This is a genomic window from Streptomyces sp. NPDC058239, assembly GCF_042882185.1.
Taxonomy (GTDB): Bacteria; Actinomycetota; Actinomycetes; order Streptomycetales; family Streptomycetaceae; genus Streptomyces.
This window is the reverse complement of record NZ_JBHVWS010000071.1, coordinates 17,878-42,532: the sequence shown is the minus strand read 5'-3', so window position 1 is coordinate 42,532 and position 24,655 is coordinate 17,878. Positions and strand designations below refer to the sequence as shown.

Genomic DNA, 24,655 nt, shown 5'->3' with positions numbered 1-24,655 from the left:
CAGCGTGAACGCGCGATGAAGGGCTTCCGCAGCGTCGGCGGAGCGCAACGCTTCCTGTCCGCGTTCAGCGGCATCTCACCCCACTTCCGGCCCCGTCGGCACCTGATGACCGCGCCCGACCACCGCGCCGAGATGACCGTCCGCTTCGCCATCTGGGACCAGGTCACCGGCGCTGTCGGCCGACCCACCACGGCCTGAACACAGGCCCGGAACCCGGGTCGCCCCACCCCGACACACCCTCAGACCACCACGTACCCAACAACGTGACAGTGCCGGCGACCGGCCTGAACGGCCGCACCCTGCCATCATCACGCTCGCCCAGTCGCAACCGGCTCGCCAGTGACCCGCTGGGCCAGGACCTCCTTGCCGAAAGCAGCGGCAACATAGGCGTTGATCGCCGGTTGGTCAAACCGGCGATTCTGTGGACCATTGTTCTTCCAACCGCTTCCCATCTCGCATGCGCTGATCCGGCTCAGCCAGATCATGCGCTGCTGGGCCAACTACTTCCGGTATGCCGTCGCGAAGCACACGTTCCGCATGCTCGGGGCCTTCCTCTGGCATTGCGTGATCAAGTGGCTCAAGACGATGCACCGCTGGTCGTGGAAGGACGTCCGCAACGGGGTTCTTGGCCCTCACGGGTCATGGTTGCCGATCACCGCGGACGGGGTCGAACTGATCAACCTGGCGCGGACACTGTCGATCACCGGTACCGCTACCGGGGCGACGCGATCCCCAGCCCCTGGCCCACGGCCTGACAACCAGCCCGACGAAAGGAACTGTGGAGAGCCAGGTACTCGGAAACGGGTACGCCGGGTTCGGAGAGCGGCCTGGAGAAACGGGCCGGTGGCAACACCGGAACCGCGCTTCAGGCCGACTCAACCGCACCGGCGGCGAGGCCAGGATCCGGATCGCCACCTGTGTTGCCGACTTCTGCAACACCCTTCGGCTGCACGGTGTGTCCGGGTACAAGAGTCCGATCGACTGCGATCGTGACCACCGAGCCACCCGCGCTGAGGGACTCGCCGTATAGATCGTCTCCACGCTGCGAGGGGACTGGCAGGGTGATGGCTACGCGACGCCCGAGGGTATTCGAGGGAATCCAAGCTGTTCATGGCCTACCCCGGTGTCTTCTACAGCGACGACGGCCAGATCCTGCGCGCCATGCAACGGGCCTCCCACAACGGCGGCCTGATCATGATGCACGCGGAGAACGGCATCGCCATCGACGTCCTCGTCGAACAGGCACTGGCCGAGGGCCGCACCGACCCGCGCTACCACGGCGACGTCCGCAAGGTGGCGCTGGAGGCCGAGGCCACCCACCGCGCCATCCAGCTCGCCCGCGTCGCCGGATCCCCGCTCTACGTGGTCCACGTCTCGGCCGAGGAGGCCGTGGCCGAGCTGGCCGCCGCCCGGGACAAGGGGCTGCCCGTCTTCGGGGAGACCTGCCCGCAGTACCTGTTCCTCTCCACCGACAACCTGGAGGAGCCCGACTTCGAGGGCGCGAAGTACGTCTGCTCCACCCCCCTGCGCCCCAGGGAGCACCAAGCGGCGCTCTGGCGGGGGCTGCGGACCAACGACCTTCAGGTGGTCTCCACCGATCACTGCCCGTTCTGCTTCCGCGGTCAGAAGGAGCTGGGACGCGGGGACTTCTCGAAGATCCCGAACGGGCTGCCGGGGGTGGAGAACCGTATGGATCTCCTCCACCAGGCCGTCGTCGACGGGCACATCAGTCGCCGCCGCTGGATCGAGATCGCCTGCGCCTCCCCGGCCCGGATGTTCGGCCTCTATCCGAAGAAGGGCACCATCGCCCCCGGCGCCGACGCCGACGTGGTCATCTACGACCCCGCGGCCGAACAGACCATCTCCGCCGAGACCCATCACATGAACGTCGACTACTCGGCGTACGAAGGAAAGCGCATCACCGGCCAGGTCGAAACGGTCCTCTCGCGCGGTGAAGTCGTCATCGACGGACGGAAGTTCACCGGCCGGGCCGGCCACGGAATGTACACCCCGCGCGCCACCTGTCAGTACCTGGACTAGGAGCACCCGTCATGGACTTCGGACTCGTCCTCCAGACCGACCCGCCCGCCTCGGCCGTCGTCGGCCTGATGCGCCGCGCCGAGCGCAACGGCTTCCGCTACGGCTGGACCTTCGACTCGGCGGTGCTCTGGCAGGAGCCGTTCGTCATCTACAGCCAGATCCTCGAACACACCGAACACCTCGTCGTCGGCCCCATGGTCACCAACCCGGGCACCCGCACCTGGGAGGTCACCGCCTCCACCTTCGCCACCCTCAACGACATGTTCGGCAACCGCACCGTCTGCGGCATCGGGCGCGGCGACTCGGCGATGCGTGTCGCCGGACGCAAGCCCAATACCCTGGCCCGGCTCGGCGAGGCCATCGATGTCATCCGCGACCTCGCCGAGGGACGCGAGGCCACCGTCGACGGGCAGCCGGTCCAGATCCCCTGGGTGAAGGACGGCAGACTGCCCGTCTGGATGGGTGCGTACGGTCCGAAGGCGCTCGCCCTCGCCGGACAGAAGGCCGACGGCTTCATCCTCCAGCTCGCCGACCCGTTCCTCACGGAGTGGATGATCAAGGCGGTACGGGACGCGGCGGCACAGGCGGGCCGCGACCCGGACTCCGTGACCATCTGCGTCGCCGCCCCCGCATATGTGAGCGACGACCTCGGCCACGCCCGCGAGCAGTGCCGCTGGTTCGGCGGCATGGTCGGCAACCACGTGGCGGACCTGGTCTCCCGGTACGGCAAGCACTCCGGACTCGTCCCCGAGGCCCTGACCGAGTACATCGCCGGCCGGTCCGGCTACGACTACAGCCATCACGGCCGTGCCGGAAACCCCGACACGACCTTCGTACCGGACGAGATCGTCGACCGGTTCTGCCTGCTGGGCCCCGCCGAGGCGCACATCGAGAAGCTCCGGGCCCTGCGCGATCTGGGCGTCGACCAGTTCGCCGTCTACAACATGCACGACGCACGCGAGGCGACGATCGACGCCTACGGCTCCGAGATCATCCCCGCCCTGTCCACCTGACCCGTTCGCCCCACGGTTGTACGCACCCACAGGGTTGTACGTACCCCGGTTGCACGTACTCGGTTGTACGTATCTCTCCGCGCCCCGCCCCGCACGGCACCGCTCCCGAGCGAAGGGTCCAGCCGCCATGACATCGACCGTCCCACCCACTCCACCCCTGCCACCGCGTCCACCGCAGGACCGGATATCCGGCCCGTCGGGCCGCGTCGAACTCTCCCCCGGCACCGCCCCCACCGACAACCGGTTCGTCAACGAGGACCTGCTGCCCGTTCCGCTGGAACGGCGCCGCTGGACGACGTACAACTTCGCCGCGCTCTGGGTCGGCATGGCCCACAACATTCCGTCCTGGCTGCTCGCCTCCGGCCTGGTGGCCCTCGGCATGGACTGGAAGCAGGCCGTCCTCACCATCGCGCTCGCCAACCTGATCGTGCTCGGCCCGATGCTGCTCACCGGGCACGCCGGCCCCAAGTACGGCATCCCCTTCCCCGTTCTGGCCCGCGCCTCCTTCGGTCTGCGCGGCGCCAACCTGCCCGCACTGATCCGGGCCGCGGTGGCCTGTGCCTGGTTCGGCATCCAGACCTGGATCGGTGGCGTCGGCATCTTCACCCTGCTCGGGAAGATCTTCGGCGGCTGGGCGGAGGCGTCCGAGATCGGCGGGCAGCCGTGGACGCTCTGGCTCTGCTTCATCCTCTTCTGGGCGCTCGAACTCGCCATCATCTACCGGGGGATGGACGCCCTGCGACGGTTCGAGAACTGGGCCGCCCCGTTCGTCATCGTCGGCGCCGTGGTACTTCTGGTCTGGGTCGCCGTCAAGGCCGGTGGTTTCGGCCCGCTGCTCGACCAGCCCTCCAGGCTCGGCTGGGGCAAGGAGTTCTGGCCGGTCTTCTTCCCGTCCCTGATGGGAATGATCGCCTTCTGGGCGACGCTCTCCCTGAACATTCCCGACTTCACCCGCTTCGGGGCCGGCCAACGCGCCCAGATCCGGGGCCAGTCGCTCGGGCTGCCGACCACGATGACGCTCTTCGCCCTGCTCTCGGTTCTGGTCACCTCCGGCTCACAGGCCGTGTACGGGGAGGCGATCTGGGATCCGGTCCAACTCGTCGCCAGGACCGACAATGTCTTCGGTCTGCTCTACGCCCTGGTCACGGTGCTCGTCGCGACGGTCTCCGTGAACATCGCGGCGAACGTCGTGTCACCCGCGTACGACCTGGCGAACCTCGCACCCAAACTCATCAACTTCCGTACGGGTGCCCTGATCACGGGTGTTGTCGGCGTTCTCATCATGCCGTGGAAACTCACCGAGACCCCCGAGCTGTACATCTTCACCTGGCTCGGTCTGGTCGGCGGACTGCTCGGAACGGTCGCGGGCATTCTGATTGCCGACTACTGGATCGTCCGCCGCACCGTGCTCGACCTCCCGGACCTGTACCGTCCCGGCGGCCGCTACTGGTACACGAACGGCTGGAACTGGCGGGCGGTCGTCGCGTTCGCCGTCGGCGGCATCCTGGCGATCGGCGGCTCCCACTCCGCCCCCGGCACGGGCCCGTTCCCGGCCGACGGCCTGATCCCGTTCCTCAAGCCGCTCGCGGACTACGGCTGGGCGGTCGGGCTGGCCTCGTCGCTGGTGCTGTATGTGGTGCTCAGCGGTCGGTCCGGGGTCACACCGGCGACATCGGGCGGCTCAGCAGGGCGTTGATGTCGTACGTCTGGTCCGGTGGCGGCGTGGTCGTGGGAACCGGCTTGTCGAAAGCCGAGAGGCCCATGACCGCGCTCGCCCCACCGCCCTGCACCGTGACCCTCAGCGGGTACGGCTTGCCCGTGGCGGCGACGTACGTGGTCATCGTCCTGCCGTCCCTGAGCCTGGTCAGCGGTACCACCGAAGCCCTGCCGAGCGTGGTCTTCCTGCCCTTGTTCAGCGTCCCACGGTCATTGTTCGCATGGTCGCTGACCAGTTTCTGGAAGGTGTCCAGATCGCAGCCGTTCACCAGATCGCGCAGTCTCGGGTCGTCGGCCGAGCCCTTCATGTACCGCCCGTTGAGGATTGCGGCGAAGGCCGAGCCGACGCCGGGAACCTGGCTCTTCCAGAAGTTCGCATCCGGCTTGACCCAGACGTCGTCGCCGCGCTTCACGATCCGGGCCGACCCCTGATCGTTGCCGAGGTTCACCGAACCGTTGCAATTGCCGTCCCGGTCCAGGGTGAGATCCAGGGCCGGCGCCGGGCTGCCGCTGTCGTAGTGGCCACGCGCGCTGAGGTGCAGGGAATGCACGCTCAGCAGCGCGTCACGTGACCGGTCGGCGATCTGCTGGGCGGGGAGCTTGTCGATGTCGTTGTCCGCCCGTGCCGCACCGCCGCCGATGACGCTGCCGCTGGTGAGTGCCAGTACGAGGACCGCCGCCCAGGCGGCCTGGCGTGTGCCGATGAGTTGGCCGGTCACGGCGCCTCCCTCGAAGGGCCCGTCGGGCCTGTTCAGGTGTGCGATCCGATCCTCTTGAGCGTACGTCGGAGCGGAGCTGGTCGCGCGACGGAGGGAGCCGCAGGCCCAGCCACCGGCCCCGGTGGCCGGGCCAGTCCTCATCGCGGCCGGGCGCTCCGCTCCAGCAGTCGTGGAACCGCACCCGCCAACCGCTCCCGCAGCCGGCCCGGATCGCTGTCCACCCATGGATGGACGGCTCGGAACGCGGCCCAGTCCACCAGCCAGTCCAGCACCGCTCCAGGCGTGAACCCCTCCGCGTGCGGGCCGAGCACGGTGCGCAACAGGCGGGGCGACAGCCGGGTCGACGGGTGCTCCGCGAGCAGCACCGCGTCGTACAGGTCCTTGGCCGCCGACCGGCCCTCGGCCTCCTGGTCCTCGGCGAGCCACAGCAGCTTCCAAGCGAGTGAGAGTCCCGGACTCGCGGTACGGACCGGCGTGGGCGGTCCGCCGTCGCCGCGCGGGCAGGCGGTCCACACCGGGGCCTGGGGCAACCGCTCGTCCTGGGCGAAGTCCATCCGCAGTTCGCCCGGCGGCAGCCCGTCGGCCTGCCAGGGGACGACGACGCGCGTGCCGGGCGTCTCGTACTCCCGGTACATCCACACGCCGTCCGAGGTCACCGTGTACGCATCGATCCGTAGCCCCTCGGGCGGCGGCGGACCGGCCTGCAGGGCCCCGATGACCTCCTCGGCCGGGGAGAGGGACGGTTCCATGTCGTCGGAATCGATCCAGTGCAGTCCCTCGGGCGCGAGTACGGGCCGGGCGCCGCCGGTGGCGTGGCACTCGCCGTCCGTCCACAGCTCTGGGGCCGCCGCGCCGTGCGCAGCCTCCGGCCACTGCTGGACGACATCGATCCCGGCGACGTACGGGTAGGGATCGAGGCGGTCGGTGAAACCGTCCGCCGGTGGCTCCAGGACGATCCAGTCCAGATCGCCCGGTTCCCGGGCGGCAGCGCCCACCCAGGCCTGGAGCGGGAGGCTGCCCCGCAGGATCAGGCCGTCGCCCCAGGGCGACTCGGCGATCACTTGCAGCAGATGGTCCTGGACACTGCGCCGGGCGGCCCGCCAGCGCGGCGCCAGGGACGGGTCGTCGAACACCGGCTCCCCGGGGTACGGCCGGTCCGTCATGCTCATACGGGCGCCCCGGTCCGCTCGTCGATCCAGCCCGCGTCCACCGCCGGATGGTCGTCGTGCACCACGAACTCCTCCTCGACCTCCAGTACTTCGAGCCCGGCGGCGCCCAGCGCGCCGAGGAGCGCGGCGAGCCGGGCGCGGGCCTGCGGCCGGCCGACCGCGCGGCAGCGCTGGGTGACGAACCGCTCGTGACGCCCCTCCTGGACAGCGCGGCGGGCATTGCGTGAGAGGTGAGCGCTGTGCCGCTCGGCCACGGCCCGTGCGACTGCGAGCTCCGGCTCACCGGAGAGCAGCAGCTTGATGTGGTGCTCGAAATGGCAGACGGGGGGCAGCGCGGCCGCTTCGTCGGCCGTCCGCGGTATGTCCTCGTTCCACGGAGCGGCCTCGATCTTCACCCGTACGACGGGGAAACCCGCCGCGCGCAGCTCGGCCGACCGGAGCCGGGCCGCGGACCGCCGTCCGGTGAGCGAACCACGTCCCTGCTCGGTCAGCATGGGCTGGTCCGGCACGGCGCCGCGGTCCAGGACGATGCGGGAGAACTTCAGGCCGTTGCGTTCCGCCCAGCGCTCCAGACGGGCACTCCCGTCCGCCTCGCCGCCGCCCCTACCGGGGCGTGGATCGAACCGCACCGTCAGATGCGTCTCGAACTCTCCCTCGAACTCCGCTTCCACACGCCCCCCAGCAGTACTTTTGCTGTCCACTTCCGTCAGCGAACGTAGCAAGCGGAACTGACAGCCTCCGGCCGCTCTCCGCCGAACGGTTGAGCGGACCGCCCACTACTCGTTACCCTCCGGTAAGTTCGTTCGGGCGTACAGGTGCGGGCGCGCGCACCTGCCGAGACGAGGAAGGCAGGCAGCCCATGTCCTCAACGGAAGCCGTCGAAACCACCGAACCGGCCGGCCCGACCGGACTGGCCGACAGCGCACTGGAGCTGGCCGAAGGCCGTACCACCTCGACCGAGCAGGTGTCCGCCGCCCTGCGCCGTATCGAAGCGAGCCAGGGCACCCTCAACGCGTTCAGGCACCTGCGCGCCGAGGCCGCACTCGCCGAGGCCGCCGAGGCCGACCGCCGGCTCGCCGCGGGGGAGCGGCTGCCCCTGCTCGGGGTTCCGGTCGCCGTCAAGGACGACACCGATGTCGTCGGGATGCCGACATACTTCGGCTGCGACGGCGATCTGCCCGCCGCCACCGCCGACAGCGAGGCCGTACGCAGACTGCGGGCGGCCGGGGCCGTGATCGTCGGGAAGACCAATTCCTGCGAGCTGGGCCAGTGGCCGTTCACCGAGGGCCCGGCCTTCGGTGCCACCCGCAACCCCTGGAACACCGGACACACCCCCGGCGGCTCGTCCGGCGGTTCGGCGGCGGCCGTCGCGGCCGGGCTCGTACCCGCCGCGCTCGGCTCGGACGGCGCGGGGTCCGTCCGTATCCCCGCAGCGTGGACCCACCTCGTCGGCATCAAACCGCAGCGCGGCCGGATCTCCGTCCACCCGAACAGCGACGCCTTTCAGGGCCTGACTGTCAACGGCCCCCTGGCCAGGACCGTCGCCGACGCCGCCCTGCTGCTCGACGCGGTCGCCGGACCCCACCCCGACGACCCGCACCGCCCGCCCCCCGTCGAGGCATCGGCCGCAGCCCGCCGCGATCCGGGCAGACTGCGCATCGCCGTGGCCTGGCGCCCCCCGCTCACCCTCACCGGCTCCACGCCCCACCCCGATGTGCGGCGGGCCGTCACCGCACTGGCCGAGGCCCTCGCCCGCCTCGGCCACGACGTCGAGGAGGCCAGGCCCCGCTACGGACTGATCGGCCTCGGCTTCGTCCCCCGCGCCACCGCCGGGATCGCCGAGCTGGCCGCCCGCCACCCCGACCCCGCCCTCCTCGACCCGCGCACCCGCAGTGCCCTGCGTACCGGCACCCGGCTGGGAGGCCGGGTGGTGCGCGCGGCCAGGGAGCGGGAGGTGCGCCAGCACCGCAGGATCGGCGCGTTCTTCCACACGTCCCGGGCCGGCTCCGGGTACGACGTGCTGCTCACCCCGACGACCGCCCTGCCCCCGCCCCCGATCGGCAGGTTCGACGGGCTGAGCGCCTGGCGCACCGATGTGACGATGGCCGAGGCCTGCCCGTACGCCTGGCCCTGGAACGTACTGGGCTGGCCCGGCATCAACGTACCGGCCGGGTTCACCTCCGACGGGCTGCCCGTCGGCGCCCAGCTGCTGGGCCCCTCCCGCAGCGAGGAACGGCTGATCTCCCTCGCGGCCCAGTTGGAGGCCGACCGCCGCTGGTTCGAGCACCGGCCCCCCGCCCCGTCCACCTCGGTCAGAGCGGGCGGCGGGCGCTGACCACCCACACCCCCGCCCGCATCAGCACACCCTTTGGGGTCTCGTGCGGCAGCAGCACATCCGTCATCGAGGCCCGGGTGGCATCGGAGACGGCGAGCCCCGGCGTCCGGGAGACGAAGAACTCCACCGCGTCCGCCGCGTCCCGGCCCCAGCGGGTGGCCGCGGTCACGCCGGCCGCGGTGATCTCCGTGAACCCGGCCGCCTCCAGGACCTTGTGGAGACGCTCCGGATCCGACAGGGAGGCCATCGCCGTCGCCACCGCGTTCTGCGACGCATGGTCCCGCCCCAGCAGCGAGGCCAGCAGACCCAGCGCCTTGCCTTCCTCGCCGTCGGCCTGCGGGGGCTGCGGGCAGATGAAGGCCAGCCTGCCGCCGGGCCGCAGCGCACCGGCGATGTGGGTGAACGCGGCGATGTGGTCGGCGAAGAACATCACACCGCCCCTGCTGATCGCCACGTCGTAGCCGCCCGGCTCCAGCGGATGAACCTGTGCGTCACCCAACTCATAGGAAACGAAGGGGAATCGATCTGCGGAGGTGAGGGAACGGGCCCGTTCCAGGAGCGGTGCCGAGATGTCCACGCCGGTGACCCGCCCCTGCGGGGCATGCCGCGCGGCCATCCGGGTCGTGAGGCCGGTGCCGCAGCCGATGTCGAGGACCCGTTCGGCGGAACCGATCGCCGCCGCGTCGAACAGTGGCGCGTCGAATCCGGCCAGCATGGCGTTGTAGCGCTCCGGATGGTCGGCCCAGTGCAGGCCGAGCGGCCCGTTCCAGGCGTCGGCGACGGTCATGCGTGCTCCTTCGTGGTGGTGAGGGTGGCCTCGATGCGTTCGACGGCGCAGATCGCACCGAAGGCGATCAGCTGGACCAGGCAGTGATCGGTGTGCGGCGGTACGAGCCAGGCGGCCACGTCGTCGTCGGTGATCCGGTACGGCGCGCGGGCCGCGAGCAGCGCCAGCCGGGCGCCCGGCAGCTCGTCCCGGTCCGGCAGCTGTGCGCCGTGCAGCGGCAGGGGAGTGACGCCGTCCCAGGCCGCCACCGACTCCCGTACGAGAGTCAGCTCCTCGTCGCTCAGCAGCCCCGCGCCGAGATGCGCCGCCGTACGCAGCGCGCCGAATGCCGTGCCGATCGCCGTGCCCGCCGCCCAGCACGGTGACTCGCCCTCCGTTTCGAGCAGAGCCAGGCTTTCCCCGGACATCAGCTCACGGCGCACGGTGCCGGCCAGGGAGCGGCCCGCCACGGTCCGCACGAGGCGGTACTTCTCGGCGCCGCAGGGCAGCATGTCCTCGGTCAGCAGCGACGACACGATCCGGTTGATGAAATGGAAGGCGAGCGCCGTCCCGATGTACTCCGCGGCCTGCTCGGCCGGGAACGGCTGAGGGGTGCTCATGTCCTTTCCCCAGGCGAGCAGTTGGCGTTGTACGGGGTCCTTCGGCTGCTTGCCGCGCGCGATCGTCTCGGCCAGCCGGTGGTCGCCGGTGGCATGCAGCAGCACGGTGTGCGCGGCCACGCAGAACGGGCAGCGGTTGACGAGCGACACCCCGGCAGCCACCACCTCCTTGTCCGTGCGCGGCGCCCGCCCGGCCAGCAGGGACTCCCGCATCACGGCCCAGGTACCGGCCAGCAACGGTGGCGCGGCGGACAGCACGACAAAGGTCGAGGCACGTTCGATGCCGAAATCGGTGCCCAGTTGGGCGTACACATCGGCGACCGTGCCGGTCGCCGACTTCGGCGGTACGGGTGAGGTGTAACGGAAAGGTCCGGTCATGGCGACGATGCTCACCCGCCGACCCGCCCCCGGTCGTCGTACACCCGAAGGCGGTTGCCGCTGATCCCGTGTGATTCACCGCCGCCGCGACTACTTCCCCGGGAGTAGTCGTGTCCCCGTCCCTGCGGGTGATGCCGCCGCAGCCGTTCGGAGGCTAGGGTGCCGCACATGCGGGGGGACACGAAGGGCATCGATGGGCGAACTCGCCTGCTGGACACGGTACTTGCTGTTGTCGTCGCAGCGGCGGTCACCGCCGCGGCTTTCGTCGCCCAGGCGCCCGGCGCCCTCGACCTGCTGCTCATCGCGGTCGGCGCACTCGCACTGGCCGGGCACCGCAGCGCCCCGCGCGCGGTCCTCGCCGTCACCACGCTCTGCATGCTCGGGTACGTGATTCACGCCCACCCGGGAAGCTGGGCTGCGTTCCCCGTGCTGGCCGCCGTGCACGCGGTCGCCCGCAACGGACACCGCGCCTGGGGCGTCGCCGCGGGTGCCCTCTTCCTCACCGGCTACTTCACGGTCCTCGCCGTCACCGCACCGGCCACCCAGGACACCGTCGAACGTACCCTTCTGCTGCTCGGCTGGTTCCTCTGCGCAGGCGTCACCGGACTCATCGACAAGAACTGGCAGGCATATCTGCGCCAGACCGAACAACGGGCCCTGGACGCCGAACGCAGCCGGGACGAGACCGCGCTGCGCCGGGCGGGGGAGGAGCGGCTGCGGATCGCCCGCGAGCTGCACGACTCCCTCACCCACTCCATCTCGATCGTCAAGCTCCAGGCAGGAGTCGCCGTGCACCTCGCCCGCAAACGGGGCACCGAGGTGGAACCCGCACTGCTCGCCATCCAGGAGGCGAGCGGCGAGGCGATGCGTGAGCTGCGGGCAACGCTGGAAGTGCTCCGGACCGATGTCGTGGAGCCCGGCACCGGGCTCGACCGCATCGACGAGCTGGCCGAGCGGGCCCGTACCGCGGGCATCGCGCTCGCCGTCACGGTCAGCGGCGACGAACGGCCTCTGCCCCCGGCCGTCGACCGGGCCGCGTACCGCATCGTGCAGGAGGCCCTCACCAATGTCGCCCGGCATGCCGACCGTGCCAGGACGACCGTCCGCCTCACCTACACAGAACGGGCCCTGACCGTGCACGTCGACGACCAGGGCCCCTGCGCCGCCGGTGACACCGTCACCGCGGGCACCGGCCTCACCGGCATGCGGGAACGCGTCACCGCACTCGGCGGCACCCTTGACGCCGCACCCCGCCCGGCCGGCGGCTTCTCCGTACGCGCGGAGCTCCCCCTGCGCACCGCCGGAACCGTCGGATGACCGACGAAGACGCCCCGGCCATCCGGGTGCTGATCGTCGACGACCAGGCGCTGATGCGGGCCGGATTCCGGGCGCTGATCGAAGCGGAGGACGGCATCGAGGTGATCGGCGAGGCCGCCGACGGCCGCCACGGCCTGGAACTCGCCCGGCTGCACACTCCGGACGTCGCCCTCGTCGATGTACAGATGCCGGTGATGGGAGGCATCGAGGCCACTCGCGAGATCGCCGCCGACCCCCTGCTGGCGGGCGTCCATGTCGTGATTCTCACCAATTACGGCCTCGACGAGTACGTCTTCGACGCGCTGCGCGCCGGAGCCGCCGGTTTTCTCCTGAAGGACACCGAGCCCGCCGAACTCCTGAGGGCCATCCGTGTCGCGGCCGGCGGTGACGCACTGCTGTCGCCCGCCGTCACCCGCCGGCTGATCGGCGAATTCGTCGCCAGACCACCCGACCGGACCACTGCGCCCGGCTTCGAGACCCTCACCCGCCGGGAACGCGAAGTCAGCGCGCTCGCCGCCCGTGGTCTCACCAACGAGGAGATCGCCGCGCACATGGTGATCAGCCCGTTCACCGCGAAGACCCACATCAGCCGCGCCATGACGAAGCTGGGCGCCCGCGACCGGGCGCAGCTCGTCGTCTTCGCCTACGAATCGGGCCTCGTCGCACCCCGGGAACCCCGCCCCTGACGGCGTGGCGACGGCAGCCCCGCACGACCGGTCCACGGCGGCGGACGCTCGCACCGGAGCGCCGTAGGCGGGATCATGGACTGGAACGGAGTGGATGGGTGGTGACCAGTATGGCGTCGGAAGGCCCGCCGTCGGCGCCCGGATCCGAACCGTCGCAGCCCAGGACCCCCCAGCACTCCTTCGACACGGCGAACGACGCGACCGCGGTCCTCGCCGCTGCCGGAACGGTCATCGGCTGGACGCAAAGCGCACAGGACCTGCTGGGGTACCGCGCCGCCGAGGTGGTCGGGCGGTCCGCCGGCTTCCTCCTCGCGATGCCCGAGGACCCGGCGAGAGTAGCGAGGATCGCCGAGCGGTGCCGTACGGGCGTGGGGTGGAGCGGTGTCGCCGACGTGCGGCGGCGCGACGGCCGGCGGATCGAAGTGGATCTGCGGATCTCGGCCTCGTTCCACCTGGACGGCCGGGAGTGCTTCCTGGCCTCCGCACGTGAACGGCGACCGGTGTGGACGGTCGGGCAGTCGGTGTTCGACGCCTTCCTGACCAGTGCGCCGATCGGTATGGCGGTGATGAGCCCGCAACTGCGCTACGTCTGGATGAACGAAACCCTGGAACGCATCGGCGGCGTCCCGCGTGAGCAGCGCGTGGGCCGCCGGATGGGCGAAGTGCTCCCGGGACTGGAGACCGAGGCCATAGAACCCCTGATGCGCCGTGTGCTGGACACCGGGGTCCCCGTCATCGACTTCGAGTACCGGGGCTGGAGCTGGGCCGATCCGCACCGTGAGCGCGCCTACTCCACGTCGTTCTTCCCCCTGACCGACGGCGACGGCACCGTCACCGGCATCTGCTACATGGTCCTGGACGTCACCGACCGGTGGAAGGCCCAGCAGCGCCTGGCCCTGGTCAACGACGCCGGAGCCAGCATCGGCTCCACCCTGGACGTGATGCGCACGGCTCAGGAGCTGGCCGACTTCGCGGTGCCGCGGTTCGCCGACTTCGTCACCGTCGACCTGCTGGAGCCGGTCGCCAGCCCCGAGGAGCCCGGCCCATGGCCTTCGGGCACAGCGCCTTACGGCACCGGAGCCGCCCGCTCCGGTGGCGGTGGCGCGCCGTCCCGTCCGACGATGCGCCGGGCAGGGATGAGCTCGGTGCGGGAGGGCTGCCCCGAGGCTGTCTACCGGGTCGGGGACCGGGTGGATTCCTTGCCCCCGCCCCACGACGTCCGGTTCCTCAGGGACGGCGAACCCGTCCTGATCCCGGCCCTCGGCGCCGTCAGGCATCTGTGGGCGGCCGAACAGCCCGCCAGGGAAGCGAGCATCGGCGAGTTCGGTCTCCACTCCCTCATCGCCGTTCCCATGCGGGCCCGGGACACGGTGCTCGGCCTGACCACCTTCGTACGATCGGTGAATCAGGACCCTTTTGAGCCGGGTGACGTGCTGCCGGCCCGCGAACTGGTGGCACGGGCGGCGGTGTGCGTGGACAACGCCCGCCGCTACACCCGCGAGCACGCCGCGGCGCTCACACTGCAGCGCAGCCTGCTCCCGCACATGCTGCCCGGAGGGATGGCCCTGGACGTGGCCTCCTCCTACCTCCCGGCGGACGCCAAGGACGGTGTCGGGGGCGACTGGTTCGACGTGATCCCGCTGTCCAGCGCCCGGGTTGCTCTGGTCGTCGGCGACGTCGTCGGACACGGCATCAGCGCCGCGGCGACCATGGGCCGGCTCCGCACCGCGGTGCACACCCTCGCCGACATGGACCTTCCCCCCGATGAGCTGCTGGCCCACCTCGACGACCTCGTAATCCGCCTGAGCGACGAGGAATTCGACGGTGAGTCGAGCGGCACGACCGTGCTGGGCGCCACCTGCCTGTACGCCGTCTACGACCCGGTCACCCAGCTCTGCACGATGGCACGCGCCGGCCACCCGCCCCCCGTCGTCGTCTCCCCGGACGGGCGCGTCGACTTCCCCGAACTGCCCGCAGGTCCCCCGCTCGGCCTGGGCGGGCTGCCCTTCGAGACAGCGGAGATCGAGCTGCCCGAAGGCAGCCTGATCGCCCTCTACACCAACGGCCTCATCGAAGGCAGGGACCGGGACGCCGACCTCGGGATGTCCCGCCTCGGCGGTGCCCTGGCCCAGCGTGGACTTCCGCTCGACACACTCTGCGCGACGGTCGTGGAGCAGCTGCTTCCCGTGCCGCAGCCCGACGACGTCGCCCTGTTGCTCGCCCGCACCCACGAACTGGGCGCCGACCACGTCGTCTCGTGGGAGGTACCCGCCGACCCGGCAGCCGTCGCGGGCGTCCGGGCCCGGACGGCCCGACTGCTGAGGACCTGGGGCCTGGAGGAGCTGCAGATGACGACCGAGCTGATCGTCAGCGAGTTGGTCACCAACGCGCTGCGCCACGCCACCGGCCCGATCCGGCTGCGACTGCTGCGCCAGTCCGTCCTGATCTGCGAGGTCTCCGACGCCAGCAGCACCTCACCCCGGCTGCGGCATGCCAGGACCACGGACGAGGGCGGTCGCGGCCTCTTCCTCGTAGCCCAGCTCACCCACCGCTGGGGTACCCGCTACACGCCAGAAGGCAAGATCATCTGGACCGAGCAGGAACTGCCGTCGACGGGAACGTGAGGACGCTCCGGGGGGAGCCGTTCACGGCACCGGCTCTGCGGCACCGGCACTACGGCACCCGAGCGGTCCACTCCTCGGTGCCGAACTTCGTACGTACGAGCTCCTCGGCCCTGGCCATCTCCTCGTCCGTCACCCTGCCCTGCGTGAGGCCGTGCCGGTCACGGAAGGAGGCGATCATTCGCTCGATGACGGCCTCGCGCGCCAGTCCGGTCTGGCGGCGCAGCGGGTCGACACGCTTCTTCGCGCTCTTGGTGCCCTTGTCGGAAAGCTTCTCCTTGCCGATCCGGAGCACCTCCAGCATCTTGTCGGCGTCGATGTCGTACGACATGGTCACGTGGTGCAGAACGGCACCCTCCCCGCCGGCCACACGCTTCTGCGCCGCGCCCGCGATCTTCCCGGCGTCCGTGGCGATGTCGTTGAGCGGCTGATACCAGGCCTTGATACCCATGTCGCCCAGCGCACCGAGCACCCAGTCGTCGAGATAGGCGTAGCTGTCGGCGAACGAGAGGCCGGAGACGAGGGCGTCCGGGACGGAGAGCGAGTACGTGATGGTGTTGCCGGGCTCCACGAACATGGCCCCACCACCGGATATCCGGCGCACGACCGTGATGCCGTGGCGTTCGGCGCCTGCCGGGTCGACCTCGTTGCGCAGGGACTGGAAGCTGCCGATGATCACGGCGGGCGCGGCCCACTCCCACACCCGGAGCGTCGGCGGACGCCGTCCCGCGGCGACCTCGGCGGTGATGACCTCGTCGAGGGCCATGTGGAGTACGGGGGACTGCGGGGCCTCGTGGATGAGCTGCCAGTCGTAGTCGCTCCACTCGGTGGCGTGCGCGAGTGCCCGGCGCACGGCGACGGCGACGCCCTCGGAGGTGAGGCCGAGCATCACGGTCGAGGCGGGGAGCGCCGCGTCGATCCGGGCGGCGAGAGCGGCGGTGTCGGTGTTGGCAGGGGCGCCCTCCAGTGCCGCGTCGATCGCGAGGATCGCCTCGTCCGGCTCCAGGAAGAAGTCCCCGGCCACCCGTACGTTGCGCAGTGCCCCGCCCTCGACGTCCAGATCCACCACGACCAGCTTGCCGCCGGGGACCTTGTACTCACCGTGCACAGCCATGCCTCCAGTCTCGCCCGACTCTCATCGCCATGAATCGGCTCCGGTCCAGGACAACTCCGCCGCCGTACGGTTTAATCCGCGCATTCGCTGTGATGGACGGGCCGTCCGGGATCACGCCGCCTGCCGTACGGACGCGGTCCCGATGACGCATCGCGTGGAGCGAGTGGCCATCCTGGAGCCTGCCGCACAGTCCGCCCGACCTGCGGTTCTCGGTCGCGCGTATCCCGTCGCGGTCGGGGGCACTAGCCTGAGGGCAGGGCGTGCGTACCGTAGGAGCTGCCGTGGACGTCGACCTGCGCAAGCTGCGCTATTTCGTGGCCGTGGCCGAGGAGTTGCACTTCGACCGGGCCGCCGAGCGGCTGCATGTCACGCAACCGGTGCTCTCCCGGCAGATCCGCGCGCTGGAGCAGGAGTTGCGCGCGCAACTGTTCACCAGGAACAAGCGGTCCACGGAGCTGACGGCCGCCGGGCGCCAATTGCTGGAGGACGCCGGGCCCCTGCTCAACTCCGCGCAGGCGTTGTGCCGCCGTGTCCGGCGGGCCTCGCACGGGACATCGACGTTCACGATCGGCTTCATGCCCGGGATCATCGTCACCGGCGCTGTGCGGGCCTTCGCCGTCAGACATCCCGAGCTGAGCGTGCAGGTGGTGCGTACCTCCTGGGACGACCAGGTCCAGGGGGTGCACGAGGGCCTCCTCGACGTGAGCTTCGTGCGGTTGCCGGTCGACCATCGCGGTCTGGCACTGCGCCCGGTCTTCCGGGAACCGCGCGTTGCCGTCCTGCCGGCCGACCACCGGCTGGCGGGCAAGCAGTCCATCGGTATCGCGGACCTGGCGGCCGAGCGCCTGCTGCAGGCCCCCGACGCCGTCCCCGAGTGGCGCGACCTCCCTGAGCGGACCGGCGGCGACGGGGCCGGGCCGTGGCCCGCCTTTCGTACTGTCGAGGAGAAGCTGGAACACGTCGCGACATCCGGGGGAGTCCTCGTCCTTCCGCTGTCGACCGCGGCCTACTACACCCATGCCGATGTCGCTCATGTGCCCATCGACGACATCGGCCCCAACGAGGTGTGCCTTGCCTGGAGCGCCGACCGGTACTCCCCGCTGCTGTCGGAGTTCGCCGACATCGCCGCTGCCCAGCGGTGATGCCCTGAGGACATCACCGCTGACGGAAGAGGTCTTGGACGCCGTACGGGGCACGGCGCGAGGGTGGAGGAGCGGCGGATCTCCCGCCGCCATCCGAAAGGACACCGAGGGCGATGCAGGTCTTCATCACAGGCGGCTCCGGCTACATCGGCCGCTCCACCATTCGGGCGCTGATCCGGCACGGCATCGAGGTCACGGCGCTGGCGCGCAGCGAACACTCCGCGCGCACCGTGTCGGACCTGGGCGCCGACCCCGTAGCGGGGGCGCTCACCGACACCGGCGTCCTCCGGGAGGCGGCCCGCCGGGCCGACGGGGTCATCCACCTCGGGGTGGACTACGCCGAGGGCACGGCGGACGTCGACCGCGCCGCGGCACAGGCGCTGCAGGACGGCGCGGGAAGCCGCCCCTATGTGCACACCGGCGGAGTATGGGTGTACGGCGACACCGACGGGATCGTCGACGAGGACGCCCCGCTGAGCCCGCCGCGCATCACCGCCTGGCGGATGGAGAACGAGAAGCGTGTGCTCGGCCGGGCCGTCACCGGAGGGTGCCCGGTGGTGGTGATGCCAGGGCTGGTCTACGGCCGCTCCGGCGGGCTGGTGCAGTCGTTCTTCGTCGAGCCGGGACGTGCCGCCGGTGCTGTGCCCTGCATCGGGGACGGCTCCAACCACTGGGCGCTGGTCCACGTCGACGACATCGCCGAACTGTACGTCCTGGCACTGAACGCCCCGGCCGGTTCCGTCTACGCCGGTGTCAGCGGACAGAACCTCCCGCTGGCGGCCATCACCCGAGCCCTCGGCCACGCTGCCGGATGCCCGGGCAGGATCGACTCACTGACCCTCGACGAGGCCGTGCAGCGGATGGGCCCGATCGCCGAGGCGTTCGCCCTCGATCAGCAGCTCACCGGCGCCCGGGCCCGTCGGGAGCTCGGCTGGACACCCACCCGTCTCGATGCCCTGGCCGAACTGGCTCAGGGCTGAACCGCACCCGCCCCGGCGGCGCTGTCCGGTCCCGGCACCGCCAGGTGTGGGGGCGGGCCCGTACAGCACTCCTTACTCCTTCACCGCCTGCCACGCCGCCCGACCGGCGCACCGGTCCCGGCGTGCAGGCGGGGCTCGAACTGCGCCGCGCCCTCCGGGCCGGCGAACGGCTGTGCCGCAGGATCCGCGTGGCCGCGGGCCCAACTTGCCTGTTGGAGCCGCTGGAGAAGGCTCCACCGGTGCCCGCGCGGGTGCCTCGCCCTCCGGTTGTCCGGGACGGCAGGTGCCGGTCTCGCCGTGCTTCGTGGTACCGCTGCCCGTTTCCGTTGCCGAGTGGTGGCTCCGTTGTCGCGCGGGAGACTGGGATCAGGCACAGCTCGAGCGGACGAGGCTGGTGGCGATGGGTGCAGCCGATGTTGCTTACAGTAGTGACGGACGTGGTGGGCCCTCGGCGCAGGTCCGGGCTCGTGTCGTGGTCGACATGCGCGGCATGGTGGCCGGATGGAGCGCCGCGGCCGAGCAGCTGCTCGGCCACACGGCCGATCGGGTGCTGGGCCGGCCGGTGACCGAGCTCCTGGCCACGGCGGGGGAATCGGCTGCCCAAACGGGGAGCGGGGTTGTCGCCCTGCGCCATTGCGACGGCCGGACGGTGTCCTGCCGGCTGGGCATCCGCCCCGAAAGGGGCCTCAGCACCGATGCGGGAGCCGACGCCGAGCCACGCTGGGAAGTGATGCTGGCCCCGGCCGACCTGACGGACGCGGCGGCAGGTCCGACGTCGGAACAGGAGCTCGACCGGGCGCTCCTGGAGGCGCTGTTCACGCAGTCCCCCGTGGGACTGTTCGTCCTCGACCCTCAGTTGCGTTTCAGGCGGTTCAACACCGCCGCAGAATGGATGAGGGGCACCCGGGTCGCGGAGGCGCTGGGGAAGCGCCCGACAGAAATATGGCCCGACTTCAACGCCGGACTGACCGAACGAGTGATGGGCCAGGTGCTCGCCTCGGGGCAGTCGGTGATCGGATTCGAGAAGCGCGGGCGGCCTCCGGGCGACCCCGGTCGCGAGCACGTCTACTCGGCCTCCGCGTTCCGGCTCCAGGACACGCACGGCCGGATCCTGGGGGTCGCCGACGCAGTCGTCGACGTCACCGAACGTCATCTGGCGCAGCAGCGCCTCGCCCTGCTGGCGGAAGGCGGTGCCAGGATCGGAACCACGCTCGATGTGTTGCGCACGGCCCAGGAACTGGTCGATGTGGCGGTGCCGCGGCTTGCCGACAGTGCCGCGGTCGAGGTCCTGGAGCCCGTACTCACGGGCGAGGACGTCGCCCCCGGGCCGGTACCCCCAGGTGCGGAACTGCGCCGGGCGGCTTCCCGTTCCTCTCGGTCCGATGTGTCGCCCGGGGTGTACGAGATCGGAGAGGTGAGCACGCTCCCGCTCGCCGCACAGTGCCTCCCGGTGCTCGCCGACCTCCAGCCCCGTCTGGTCAGCCCGGTGCAGGCCGTCAGCGAGTGGGTGATCGGCGATCCGGTCCGCGGCGGGCGGATGCTGGAGGAGCGGGTGCACTCGGTCATGTTCGTGCCGCTGGTCACGCAGAACCATGCCCTGGGTCTCGCGGCCTTCTACCGCTGGGGAGAGCAGGGCCCGTTCGACGAGAACGATCTGACCCTGGCCACGGAACTCGCCCGCCGCACGGCCGTGTGCATGGACAACGCCCGCCGCTACCTGCGCGAGCGCAACTCCCTCGTGGCACTGCAACGCAGTCTGCTTCCGGGGGAACTGCCCCATCACAACGGTGTGGAGGTGGCCCACGAGTACGTGCACGCCGGCGCGGGCGGCGACTGGGTCGAGGTCGTACCGCTGTCCGGAGCCCGGGTCGCGCTCGTGGCCGGCAGTGTGCCCGGTCGAGGTGTGCACACCGCCGCAGCCATGGGACGGCTCCGCGCCGCCGTGCATACGCTGTCGGACCTGGACCTGGAGCCCGACGAACTGCTCGCCCGCCTCGACGACCTGGTACGCCGCCTGGCCGGGGGCGACGGAACGAGGGGCGCCGGCGCCGGGGACGACAGCTCCGCGGGCGCACTCGACGAACCGGAGCGAGAAGCGAGGGCCGGGCTGCCTCCGGTGAGCGACGAGGCCGGGTGCAGCCTGCTGTATGTGGTCTACGATCCCATCTCCCAGCGCTGCACCATGGCCGGCGCCGGGTGTCCCGGCCCCGTCGTCGCCTTCCCGGACGGCACGGTCAGGGCTCTGGACCTGCCCGCCTCCGGGCCACTCGGCAGCCCCGGACCCCCGTTCGAAAAAACGGACATCGAGCTGCCCGACGGCTCGACGCTCGCGCTCTACACCGCCGGGCTGCTTCAGGCGCAGCCCGGCGATTCGGGGCGGGCGGGGCTCATGGGACTGCTCGCCGGCTCGCCGGGCTCCGTGCGCGAGACCTGCCGGATGCTGACCGAAGCCCTGGTCCCCGCCCTGCCCGGAGAGGACGCAGCGGTGCTCGTCGTCCGTACGCACGCACTGGGCCCCGGCCGGGTCGCGTCGTGGGACCTGCCCAGTGACCCCGCCGTCGTCTCCACCGCCCGGTCACTCGTCACCCGCCAGCTCGGATCATGGGCCCTGGACGAGGCGGCCTTCGCCACTGAACTCATCGCCAGTGAGCTCGTCACCAACGCCATCCGGCACGCCAAGGCCCCCGTACGGCTGCGACTGATCCACGACGACGTTCTGACCTGCGAGGTCTCCGACGGCAGCAGTACATCACCACGGCTGCGGCATGCCCGCACCACCGATGAAGGCGGCCGTGGGCTGCTGCTCGTCGCTCAGTGCTCCGAGCGATGGGGTACCCGCTACACAGGCGAGGGCAAGACCATCTGGGCCGAACAGAGCGTCGAGATCGCTGTGTGATGAGGTGGCGCGCCGGGGACGACGCCGTTCGGTCGGCTCGCGGTGTGCCGGGATCCGCCGCCGGTGCCCGGTGAACATCTCGCCCGACTTCCTTGCGTCAGGCGGCGGTCCGGGGCGTGGACTGCTCGGCGCCGGCCGCCCACGAGGCGAGGAGGCGCAGTCCCTCGTAGGAGGGTGTGCCGGGTTCGGCGGTCCGGATGACGAGTTGCCGGTCGGAGTCGGTGCCGGCGGTCAAGGTCTCCCGGTCGAGGGCGAGGTCACCGGCGACGGGGTGGTGCACCGGTCCGGCCACCCACCGGGAGGGCGAGCCGCAGGACCGACCGGCAGCCGGAGAGAGGAACGTGCGGGCCACGGACGACATCGGTGATCCAGCCCGCGTCCGGTGATTCGCCGTCCGGGTGAATTCGACACCGTACAGCTCATTTGCAGTGTCATCAGAAGCACTGGTGGGGTTGTCTGGTGATCAGGAGTCCGGCGGGAGGTGTGCACATGGTGCCCAGCAGCGGCAATGCGATGCGCCTGCTGTCCCGTGCCCTCTGTGCGATCACGCTGATCACTCTGGCGACGCTGGCACACGCCGTCTCACCCCCGGCCTGGCAGCAGCCGACGTCCTCGCACATCGGCCTGGAAGGCCGCACTGTTCACACCGTGACCGAGGACATCGACAGTACCGCTCTCCCCGTAGTGGGGTCCGCCGTCCCGGACTCCGGAGGTCACACGGGCGGCCATGGCTGGCGAGTGGGTTCGACTTCCATCGGTAAGCCGAAGCATGCTGCCGACCTCGCGGGTGCTTCCTCTGTCATGTCGCACGCGGTCCGCCGGGATGCAGAGGCAGGCGGTGTTGCCGCAGGGCCCGCTCCTGCCGCAGCCGCGGGCGCTGCCGGGCTCTCCTCGGGGTGCGCCCTGCGCTGCTGAGCGAACCCGGCCTCTTCGACGTGCCTGCCAGTGGGCGGGGCGCCACGGAAGAGGCCTGCCGTCACAGCAGTTGACGCTCATTGACTCCGCAGGAGCACTCCGTCATGCCCGCAGACGTCTTTGCGGCCATGGGCGCGTTGGTACGCGCCGAGGCCGCCCGGAAAGTCACCTCACCTGCCCCGCCCGTGAACATCGCCCCATCCGCACTCAGCGATGGGTCCGTTCACGGCCCCGGTCCGCTGCCACAGGCACCACGTCCTACGAAGGCGCCGTCCCGGTGGTGGCGCCGGGTTGTGGTCACGCGGCACCCCTGGTGTGTCACATTGTGCCGCCACGACCCCATCGGAGACGGCTCACCCGAACCCCGCCTCTGACTGCTTCCCGGCGGCAGGCGGGCCCAGCGGCGTACGCCGCACCGGTCCCTTCTGCCCGGGTGCACTCACCCAAGTCACAGACGCGCCCCGGGCGCATTGGGGACACCCGCCTGACATGCAATCCTTCATCGATCACGCCTGCGTCCTTCGCCATCCACCCCTTCGACGCGGCGGTCACCCGGCCCGTCCGGCAATGGCGGACGGCTTCATCCCTCACCACAAGGGGAGGCGCATACAACTGCGCGCGTGGTGCTACGAAATCCACATCGGTACCGTGCTTGCCGATCGGCCGCACGAAGACGTGTCTCTCCCGTTGTGACCGGCACCCGCGTACCCGACCGCGATCGGCACCCCAGGGGCAAGGGGGACGGCCCCGCAGTCGGTGGACCGCGCGCCGGAGCGGTGGGACGTGAGGTGGCGGCGTCCTTCGTTGTCTTCCTCGTGGCGCTTCCCCTGTGTGTCGGAGTGGCGACTGCGTCCGGCGTTCCGGCTGAACTCGGCCTGGTCACCGGCATTGTCGGCGGACTGGTGGTCGGCTGCCTGCCCGGCAGCAGCCTGCAGGTGAGCGGCCCGGCGGCCGGCCTGACAGTACTGGTCCACGAGGCGGTCAGCGCCTATGGCATCACCGTGATGGGGGTGATTGTCCTGGCGGCAGGCGTGCTGCAGCTGGCCATGGGCCTCGCACGCATCGGAGGATGGTTCCGGGCAGTCTCTGTCGCCGTCGTACAAGGAATGCTCGCCGGAATCGGGCTCGTGCTGATCGCCGGTCAGCTCTACGCGATGGCGGACGCGACGTCACCGAGTACAGGCCCGGCGAAGATCATCGGCCTACCGGGACTGTTCGCGGGAGCAGTGGGCTCTTTCGAGGCACAGGCCGCTCTCGCACTCGGGGCCACAACGATCGCGGTGATGACCGTGTGGAGACATCTGCCGCGCGCTGTACGACGGGTACCGTCTCCGCTCGCAGGGGTCGGTGTGGCCACCGGGTTGGCGGTTCTGTTCGACGCCCCTGTGGCGAAGATCGAAGTACAGGGGGTGCTCCAGGCCATTCAGCCTCCGACCGCAGATGCCTTCGGGCAGTTGGCCGGGGTGGGTCTGGTCGGCACCGTGCTCGCCTTTGCCCTGATCGCCTCGGCGGAAAGCCTGTTCAGCGCGGCGGCTGTGGACCGGCTGCACGACGGGCCGCGTACCGACTACGACAAGGAGCTCGTTGCCCAGGGTGTCGGAAACACGGTCTGCGGGATGCTCGGCGCCCTGCCGTTGACGGCAGTCATCGTGCGCAGCGCGGCCAACGTCCAGGCAGGAGCGCACACCAAGGCTTCCCGTGTACTGCACGGCGTCTGGCTTCTGCTGTTCGCTGCGGTCCTGCCGTCCGCCCTCTCCGTGGTGCCGATCGCCTCGCTGGCCGGGGTCCTGATCTACTCGGGCGGCAAGCTGATCCCCGTCAGGGAATGGCGCGGACTGTGGCGCGAACAACGCGGAGAGGCTGTGATCCTCGTAGCAACGGCAGCCTCGATCGTCGTGGTCAACATGTTCGAGGGCGTGCTGATCGGTCTGGCGTTCGCCGTGGCCAAGACTGCTTGGGACACCTCCCACCTGCGCATGGAGGTGTCCGATCAGGGCAATGGGCCGGTCAAGGTGTACATGATCGGCAACGCCACCTTTCTGCGACTGCCGAAGATGCTGGACGCGTTGGAGGCACTGCCCCGAAACCGCAGCGTGGAAATCGACCTGACGGGCCTGCGGCACCTCGACCACGCATGCCGCACTGCATTGTCCACATGGGCGGAGCCGCGCAATGAAGGACGCACCCAACCGGTCACCGTCATCGATGCCTCATGAGCCGGCCCACGT

At 70.7% G+C, this 24,655-nt stretch carries 19 protein-coding genes and 2 pseudogenes; 14 read left to right on the top strand and 7 right to left on the bottom strand.

Annotated elements, in window-relative coordinates; genetic code table 11:
- The 5 genes and pseudogenes from ACFVYE_RS41905 to ACFVYE_RS41885 form a co-directional block, all read left to right on the top strand.
- A pseudogene (locus tag ACFVYE_RS41905) lies at window positions 1-198 on the top strand (IS6 family transposase); the annotation flags it as partial.
- Window positions 199-390: 192 nt separating this feature from the next.
- Window positions 391-993, top strand: a complete 603-nt coding sequence (locus tag ACFVYE_RS41900; RefSeq protein ID WP_389608706.1) for a group II intron maturase-specific domain-containing protein — start codon at window positions 391-393, stop codon at window positions 991-993.
- 108 nt (window positions 994-1,101) lie between these two features.
- Window positions 1,102-2,040: pseudogene (locus tag ACFVYE_RS41895) on the top strand (amidohydrolase family protein); the annotation flags it as partial.
- A gap of 11 nt (window positions 2,041-2,051) precedes the next feature.
- Window positions 2,052-3,053, top strand: a complete 1,002-nt coding sequence (locus ACFVYE_RS41890) for a TIGR03842 family LLM class F420-dependent oxidoreductase (RefSeq protein ID WP_383978938.1) — start codon at window positions 2,052-2,054, stop codon at window positions 3,051-3,053.
- Window positions 3,054-3,180: 127 nt separating this feature from the next.
- Window positions 3,181-4,749, top strand: a complete 1,569-nt coding sequence (locus ACFVYE_RS41885; protein ID WP_383978940.1) for an NCS1 family nucleobase:cation symporter-1 — start codon at window positions 3,181-3,183, stop codon at window positions 4,747-4,749.
- Here the strand turns inward: ACFVYE_RS41885 and ACFVYE_RS41880 are convergent.
- From ACFVYE_RS41880 to ACFVYE_RS41870, 3 genes are all read right to left on the bottom strand, one after another.
- Complete coding sequence (locus ACFVYE_RS41880; RefSeq protein ID WP_383978943.1) at window positions 4,712-5,488, bottom strand: hypothetical protein; 777 nt, start codon at window positions 5,486-5,488, stop codon at window positions 4,712-4,714. The genes ACFVYE_RS41885 and ACFVYE_RS41880 overlap by 38 nt on opposite strands.
- Before the next feature lie 137 nt (window positions 5,489-5,625).
- Window positions 5,626-6,651 (bottom strand): nucleotidyl transferase AbiEii/AbiGii toxin family protein, encoded by a 1,026-nt coding sequence (locus ACFVYE_RS41875; RefSeq protein WP_383968707.1) that lies wholly within the window; start codon window positions 6,649-6,651, stop codon window positions 5,626-5,628.
- 2 nt (window positions 6,652-6,653) lie between these two features.
- The gene (locus tag ACFVYE_RS41870; RefSeq protein ID WP_383968710.1) at window positions 6,654-7,328 is read right to left on the bottom strand and encodes a hypothetical protein; all 675 of its coding nucleotides are present in this window, start codon (window positions 7,326-7,328) and stop codon (window positions 6,654-6,656) included.
- Window positions 7,329-7,516: 188 nt separating this feature from the next.
- On the opposite strand from ACFVYE_RS41870, the gene ACFVYE_RS41865 reads away from it, so the two are divergent.
- Entirely contained in the window at window positions 7,517-8,992 is a 1,476-nt protein-coding gene (locus ACFVYE_RS41865) for an amidase (RefSeq protein ID WP_389608705.1), read from the top strand.
- Here ACFVYE_RS41865 and ACFVYE_RS41860 read toward each other — a convergent pair.
- Both ACFVYE_RS41860 and ACFVYE_RS41855 read right to left on the bottom strand, forming a co-directional pair.
- Window positions 8,970-9,779: a class I SAM-dependent methyltransferase gene (locus tag ACFVYE_RS41860; protein ID WP_389608704.1), complete on the bottom strand. Its 810-nt coding sequence runs from the start codon at window positions 9,777-9,779 to the stop codon at window positions 8,970-8,972. The genes ACFVYE_RS41865 and ACFVYE_RS41860 overlap by 23 nt on opposite strands.
- Complete coding sequence (locus ACFVYE_RS41855; protein WP_389608703.1) at window positions 9,776-10,756, bottom strand: carboxymuconolactone decarboxylase family protein; 981 nt, start codon at window positions 10,754-10,756, stop codon at window positions 9,776-9,778. The genes ACFVYE_RS41860 and ACFVYE_RS41855 overlap by 4 nt, the downstream gene beginning before the upstream one ends.
- Window positions 10,757-10,924: 168 nt before the next feature.
- Here ACFVYE_RS41855 and ACFVYE_RS41850 point away from each other — a divergent pair, with 168 nt between their 5' ends.
- From ACFVYE_RS41850 to ACFVYE_RS41840, 3 genes are all read left to right on the top strand, one after another.
- Window positions 10,925-12,073, top strand: a complete 1,149-nt coding sequence (locus tag ACFVYE_RS41850; protein WP_389608702.1) for a sensor histidine kinase — start codon at window positions 10,925-10,927, stop codon at window positions 12,071-12,073.
- On the top strand, window positions 12,070-12,759 hold the full coding sequence (locus tag ACFVYE_RS41845) for a response regulator (RefSeq protein WP_383968725.1): 690 nt from the start codon (window positions 12,070-12,072) through the stop codon (window positions 12,757-12,759). The genes ACFVYE_RS41850 and ACFVYE_RS41845 overlap by 4 nt, the downstream gene beginning before the upstream one ends.
- A 110-nt stretch (window positions 12,760-12,869) precedes the next feature.
- Window positions 12,870-15,383 (top strand): SpoIIE family protein phosphatase, encoded by a 2,514-nt coding sequence (locus ACFVYE_RS41840; RefSeq protein ID WP_389608709.1) that lies wholly within the window; start codon window positions 12,870-12,872, stop codon window positions 15,381-15,383.
- A 49-nt stretch (window positions 15,384-15,432) separates the two neighbouring features.
- On the opposite strand, the gene ACFVYE_RS41835 is transcribed toward ACFVYE_RS41840, so the two are convergent.
- The gene (locus ACFVYE_RS41835) at window positions 15,433-16,488 is read right to left on the bottom strand and encodes a biotin/lipoate A/B protein ligase family protein (protein WP_389608708.1); all 1,056 of its coding nucleotides are present in this window, start codon (window positions 16,486-16,488) and stop codon (window positions 15,433-15,435) included.
- A gap of 287 nt (window positions 16,489-16,775) precedes the next feature.
- On the opposite strand from ACFVYE_RS41835, the gene ACFVYE_RS41830 reads away from it, so the two are divergent.
- The 3 genes from ACFVYE_RS41830 to ACFVYE_RS41820 all read left to right on the top strand — a co-directional run bounded on the left by ACFVYE_RS41830 (window position 16,776) and on the right by ACFVYE_RS41820 (window position 21,512).
- A complete protein-coding gene (locus tag ACFVYE_RS41830; RefSeq protein ID WP_389608701.1) occupies window positions 16,776-17,636 on the top strand; it encodes a LysR family transcriptional regulator in 861 nt (286 codons plus the stop codon).
- 113 nt (window positions 17,637-17,749) lie between these two features.
- Window positions 17,750-18,616, top strand: a complete 867-nt coding sequence (locus tag ACFVYE_RS41825) for an NAD-dependent epimerase/dehydratase family protein (protein WP_389608700.1) — start codon at window positions 17,750-17,752, stop codon at window positions 18,614-18,616.
- A 481-nt stretch (window positions 18,617-19,097) separates the two neighbouring features.
- Complete coding sequence (locus ACFVYE_RS41820; protein WP_389608707.1) at window positions 19,098-21,512, top strand: SpoIIE family protein phosphatase; 2,415 nt, start codon at window positions 19,098-19,100, stop codon at window positions 21,510-21,512.
- A 97-nt stretch (window positions 21,513-21,609) separates the two neighbouring features.
- Here ACFVYE_RS41820 and ACFVYE_RS41815 read toward each other — a convergent pair whose 3' ends face one another.
- Window positions 21,610-21,873: a hypothetical protein gene (locus tag ACFVYE_RS41815; protein WP_389608699.1), complete on the bottom strand. Its 264-nt coding sequence runs from the start codon at window positions 21,871-21,873 to the stop codon at window positions 21,610-21,612.
- A gap of 128 nt (window positions 21,874-22,001) precedes the next feature.
- On the opposite strand from ACFVYE_RS41815, the gene ACFVYE_RS41810 reads away from it, so the two are divergent.
- Entirely contained in the window at window positions 22,002-22,427 is a 426-nt protein-coding gene (locus ACFVYE_RS41810) for a hypothetical protein (protein WP_389608698.1), read from the top strand.
- Between the two features lie 776 nt (window positions 22,428-23,203).
- Window positions 23,204-24,643, top strand: coding sequence for a SulP family inorganic anion transporter (locus tag ACFVYE_RS41805; protein ID WP_389608697.1), 1,440 nt, complete (start codon window positions 23,204-23,206; stop codon window positions 24,641-24,643).
- Window positions 24,644-24,655 lie beyond the last annotated feature (12 nt).

Excerpts from the sequence above, each read along its gene's own strand:
- ACFVYE_RS41890 (WP_383978938.1), top strand. The coding sequence starts at position 2,052 with ATGGACTTCGGACTCGTCCTCCAGACCGACCCGCCCGCCTCGGCCGTC.
- ACFVYE_RS41885 (WP_383978940.1), top strand. The coding sequence starts at position 3,181 with ATGACATCGACCGTCCCACCCACTCCACCCCTGCCACCGCGTCCACCG.
- ACFVYE_RS41875 (WP_383968707.1), bottom strand. The coding sequence starts at position 6,651 with ATGACGGACCGGCCGTACCCCGGGGAGCCGGTGTTCGACGACCCGTCC.
- ACFVYE_RS41865 (WP_389608705.1), top strand. The coding sequence starts at position 7,517 with ATGTCCTCAACGGAAGCCGTCGAAACCACCGAACCGGCCGGCCCGACC.
- ACFVYE_RS41860 (WP_389608704.1), bottom strand. The coding sequence starts at position 9,779 with ATGACCGTCGCCGACGCCTGGAACGGGCCGCTCGGCCTGCACTGGGCC.
- ACFVYE_RS41855 (WP_389608703.1), bottom strand. The coding sequence starts at position 10,756 with ATGACCGGACCTTTCCGTTACACCTCACCCGTACCGCCGAAGTCGGCG.
- ACFVYE_RS41850 (WP_389608702.1), top strand. The coding sequence starts at position 10,925 with ATGCGGGGGGACACGAAGGGCATCGATGGGCGAACTCGCCTGCTGGAC.
- ACFVYE_RS41845 (WP_383968725.1), top strand. The coding sequence starts at position 12,070 with ATGACCGACGAAGACGCCCCGGCCATCCGGGTGCTGATCGTCGACGAC.
- ACFVYE_RS41840 (WP_389608709.1), top strand. The coding sequence starts at position 12,870 with ATGGCGTCGGAAGGCCCGCCGTCGGCGCCCGGATCCGAACCGTCGCAG.
- ACFVYE_RS41825 (WP_389608700.1), top strand. The coding sequence starts at position 17,750 with ATGCAGGTCTTCATCACAGGCGGCTCCGGCTACATCGGCCGCTCCACC.
- ACFVYE_RS41820 (WP_389608707.1), top strand. The coding sequence starts at position 19,098 with ATGCGCGGCATGGTGGCCGGATGGAGCGCCGCGGCCGAGCAGCTGCTC.
- ACFVYE_RS41815 (WP_389608699.1), bottom strand. The coding sequence starts at position 21,873 with ATGTCGTCCGTGGCCCGCACGTTCCTCTCTCCGGCTGCCGGTCGGTCC.
- ACFVYE_RS41810 (WP_389608698.1), top strand. The coding sequence starts at position 22,002 with ATGGTGCCCAGCAGCGGCAATGCGATGCGCCTGCTGTCCCGTGCCCTC.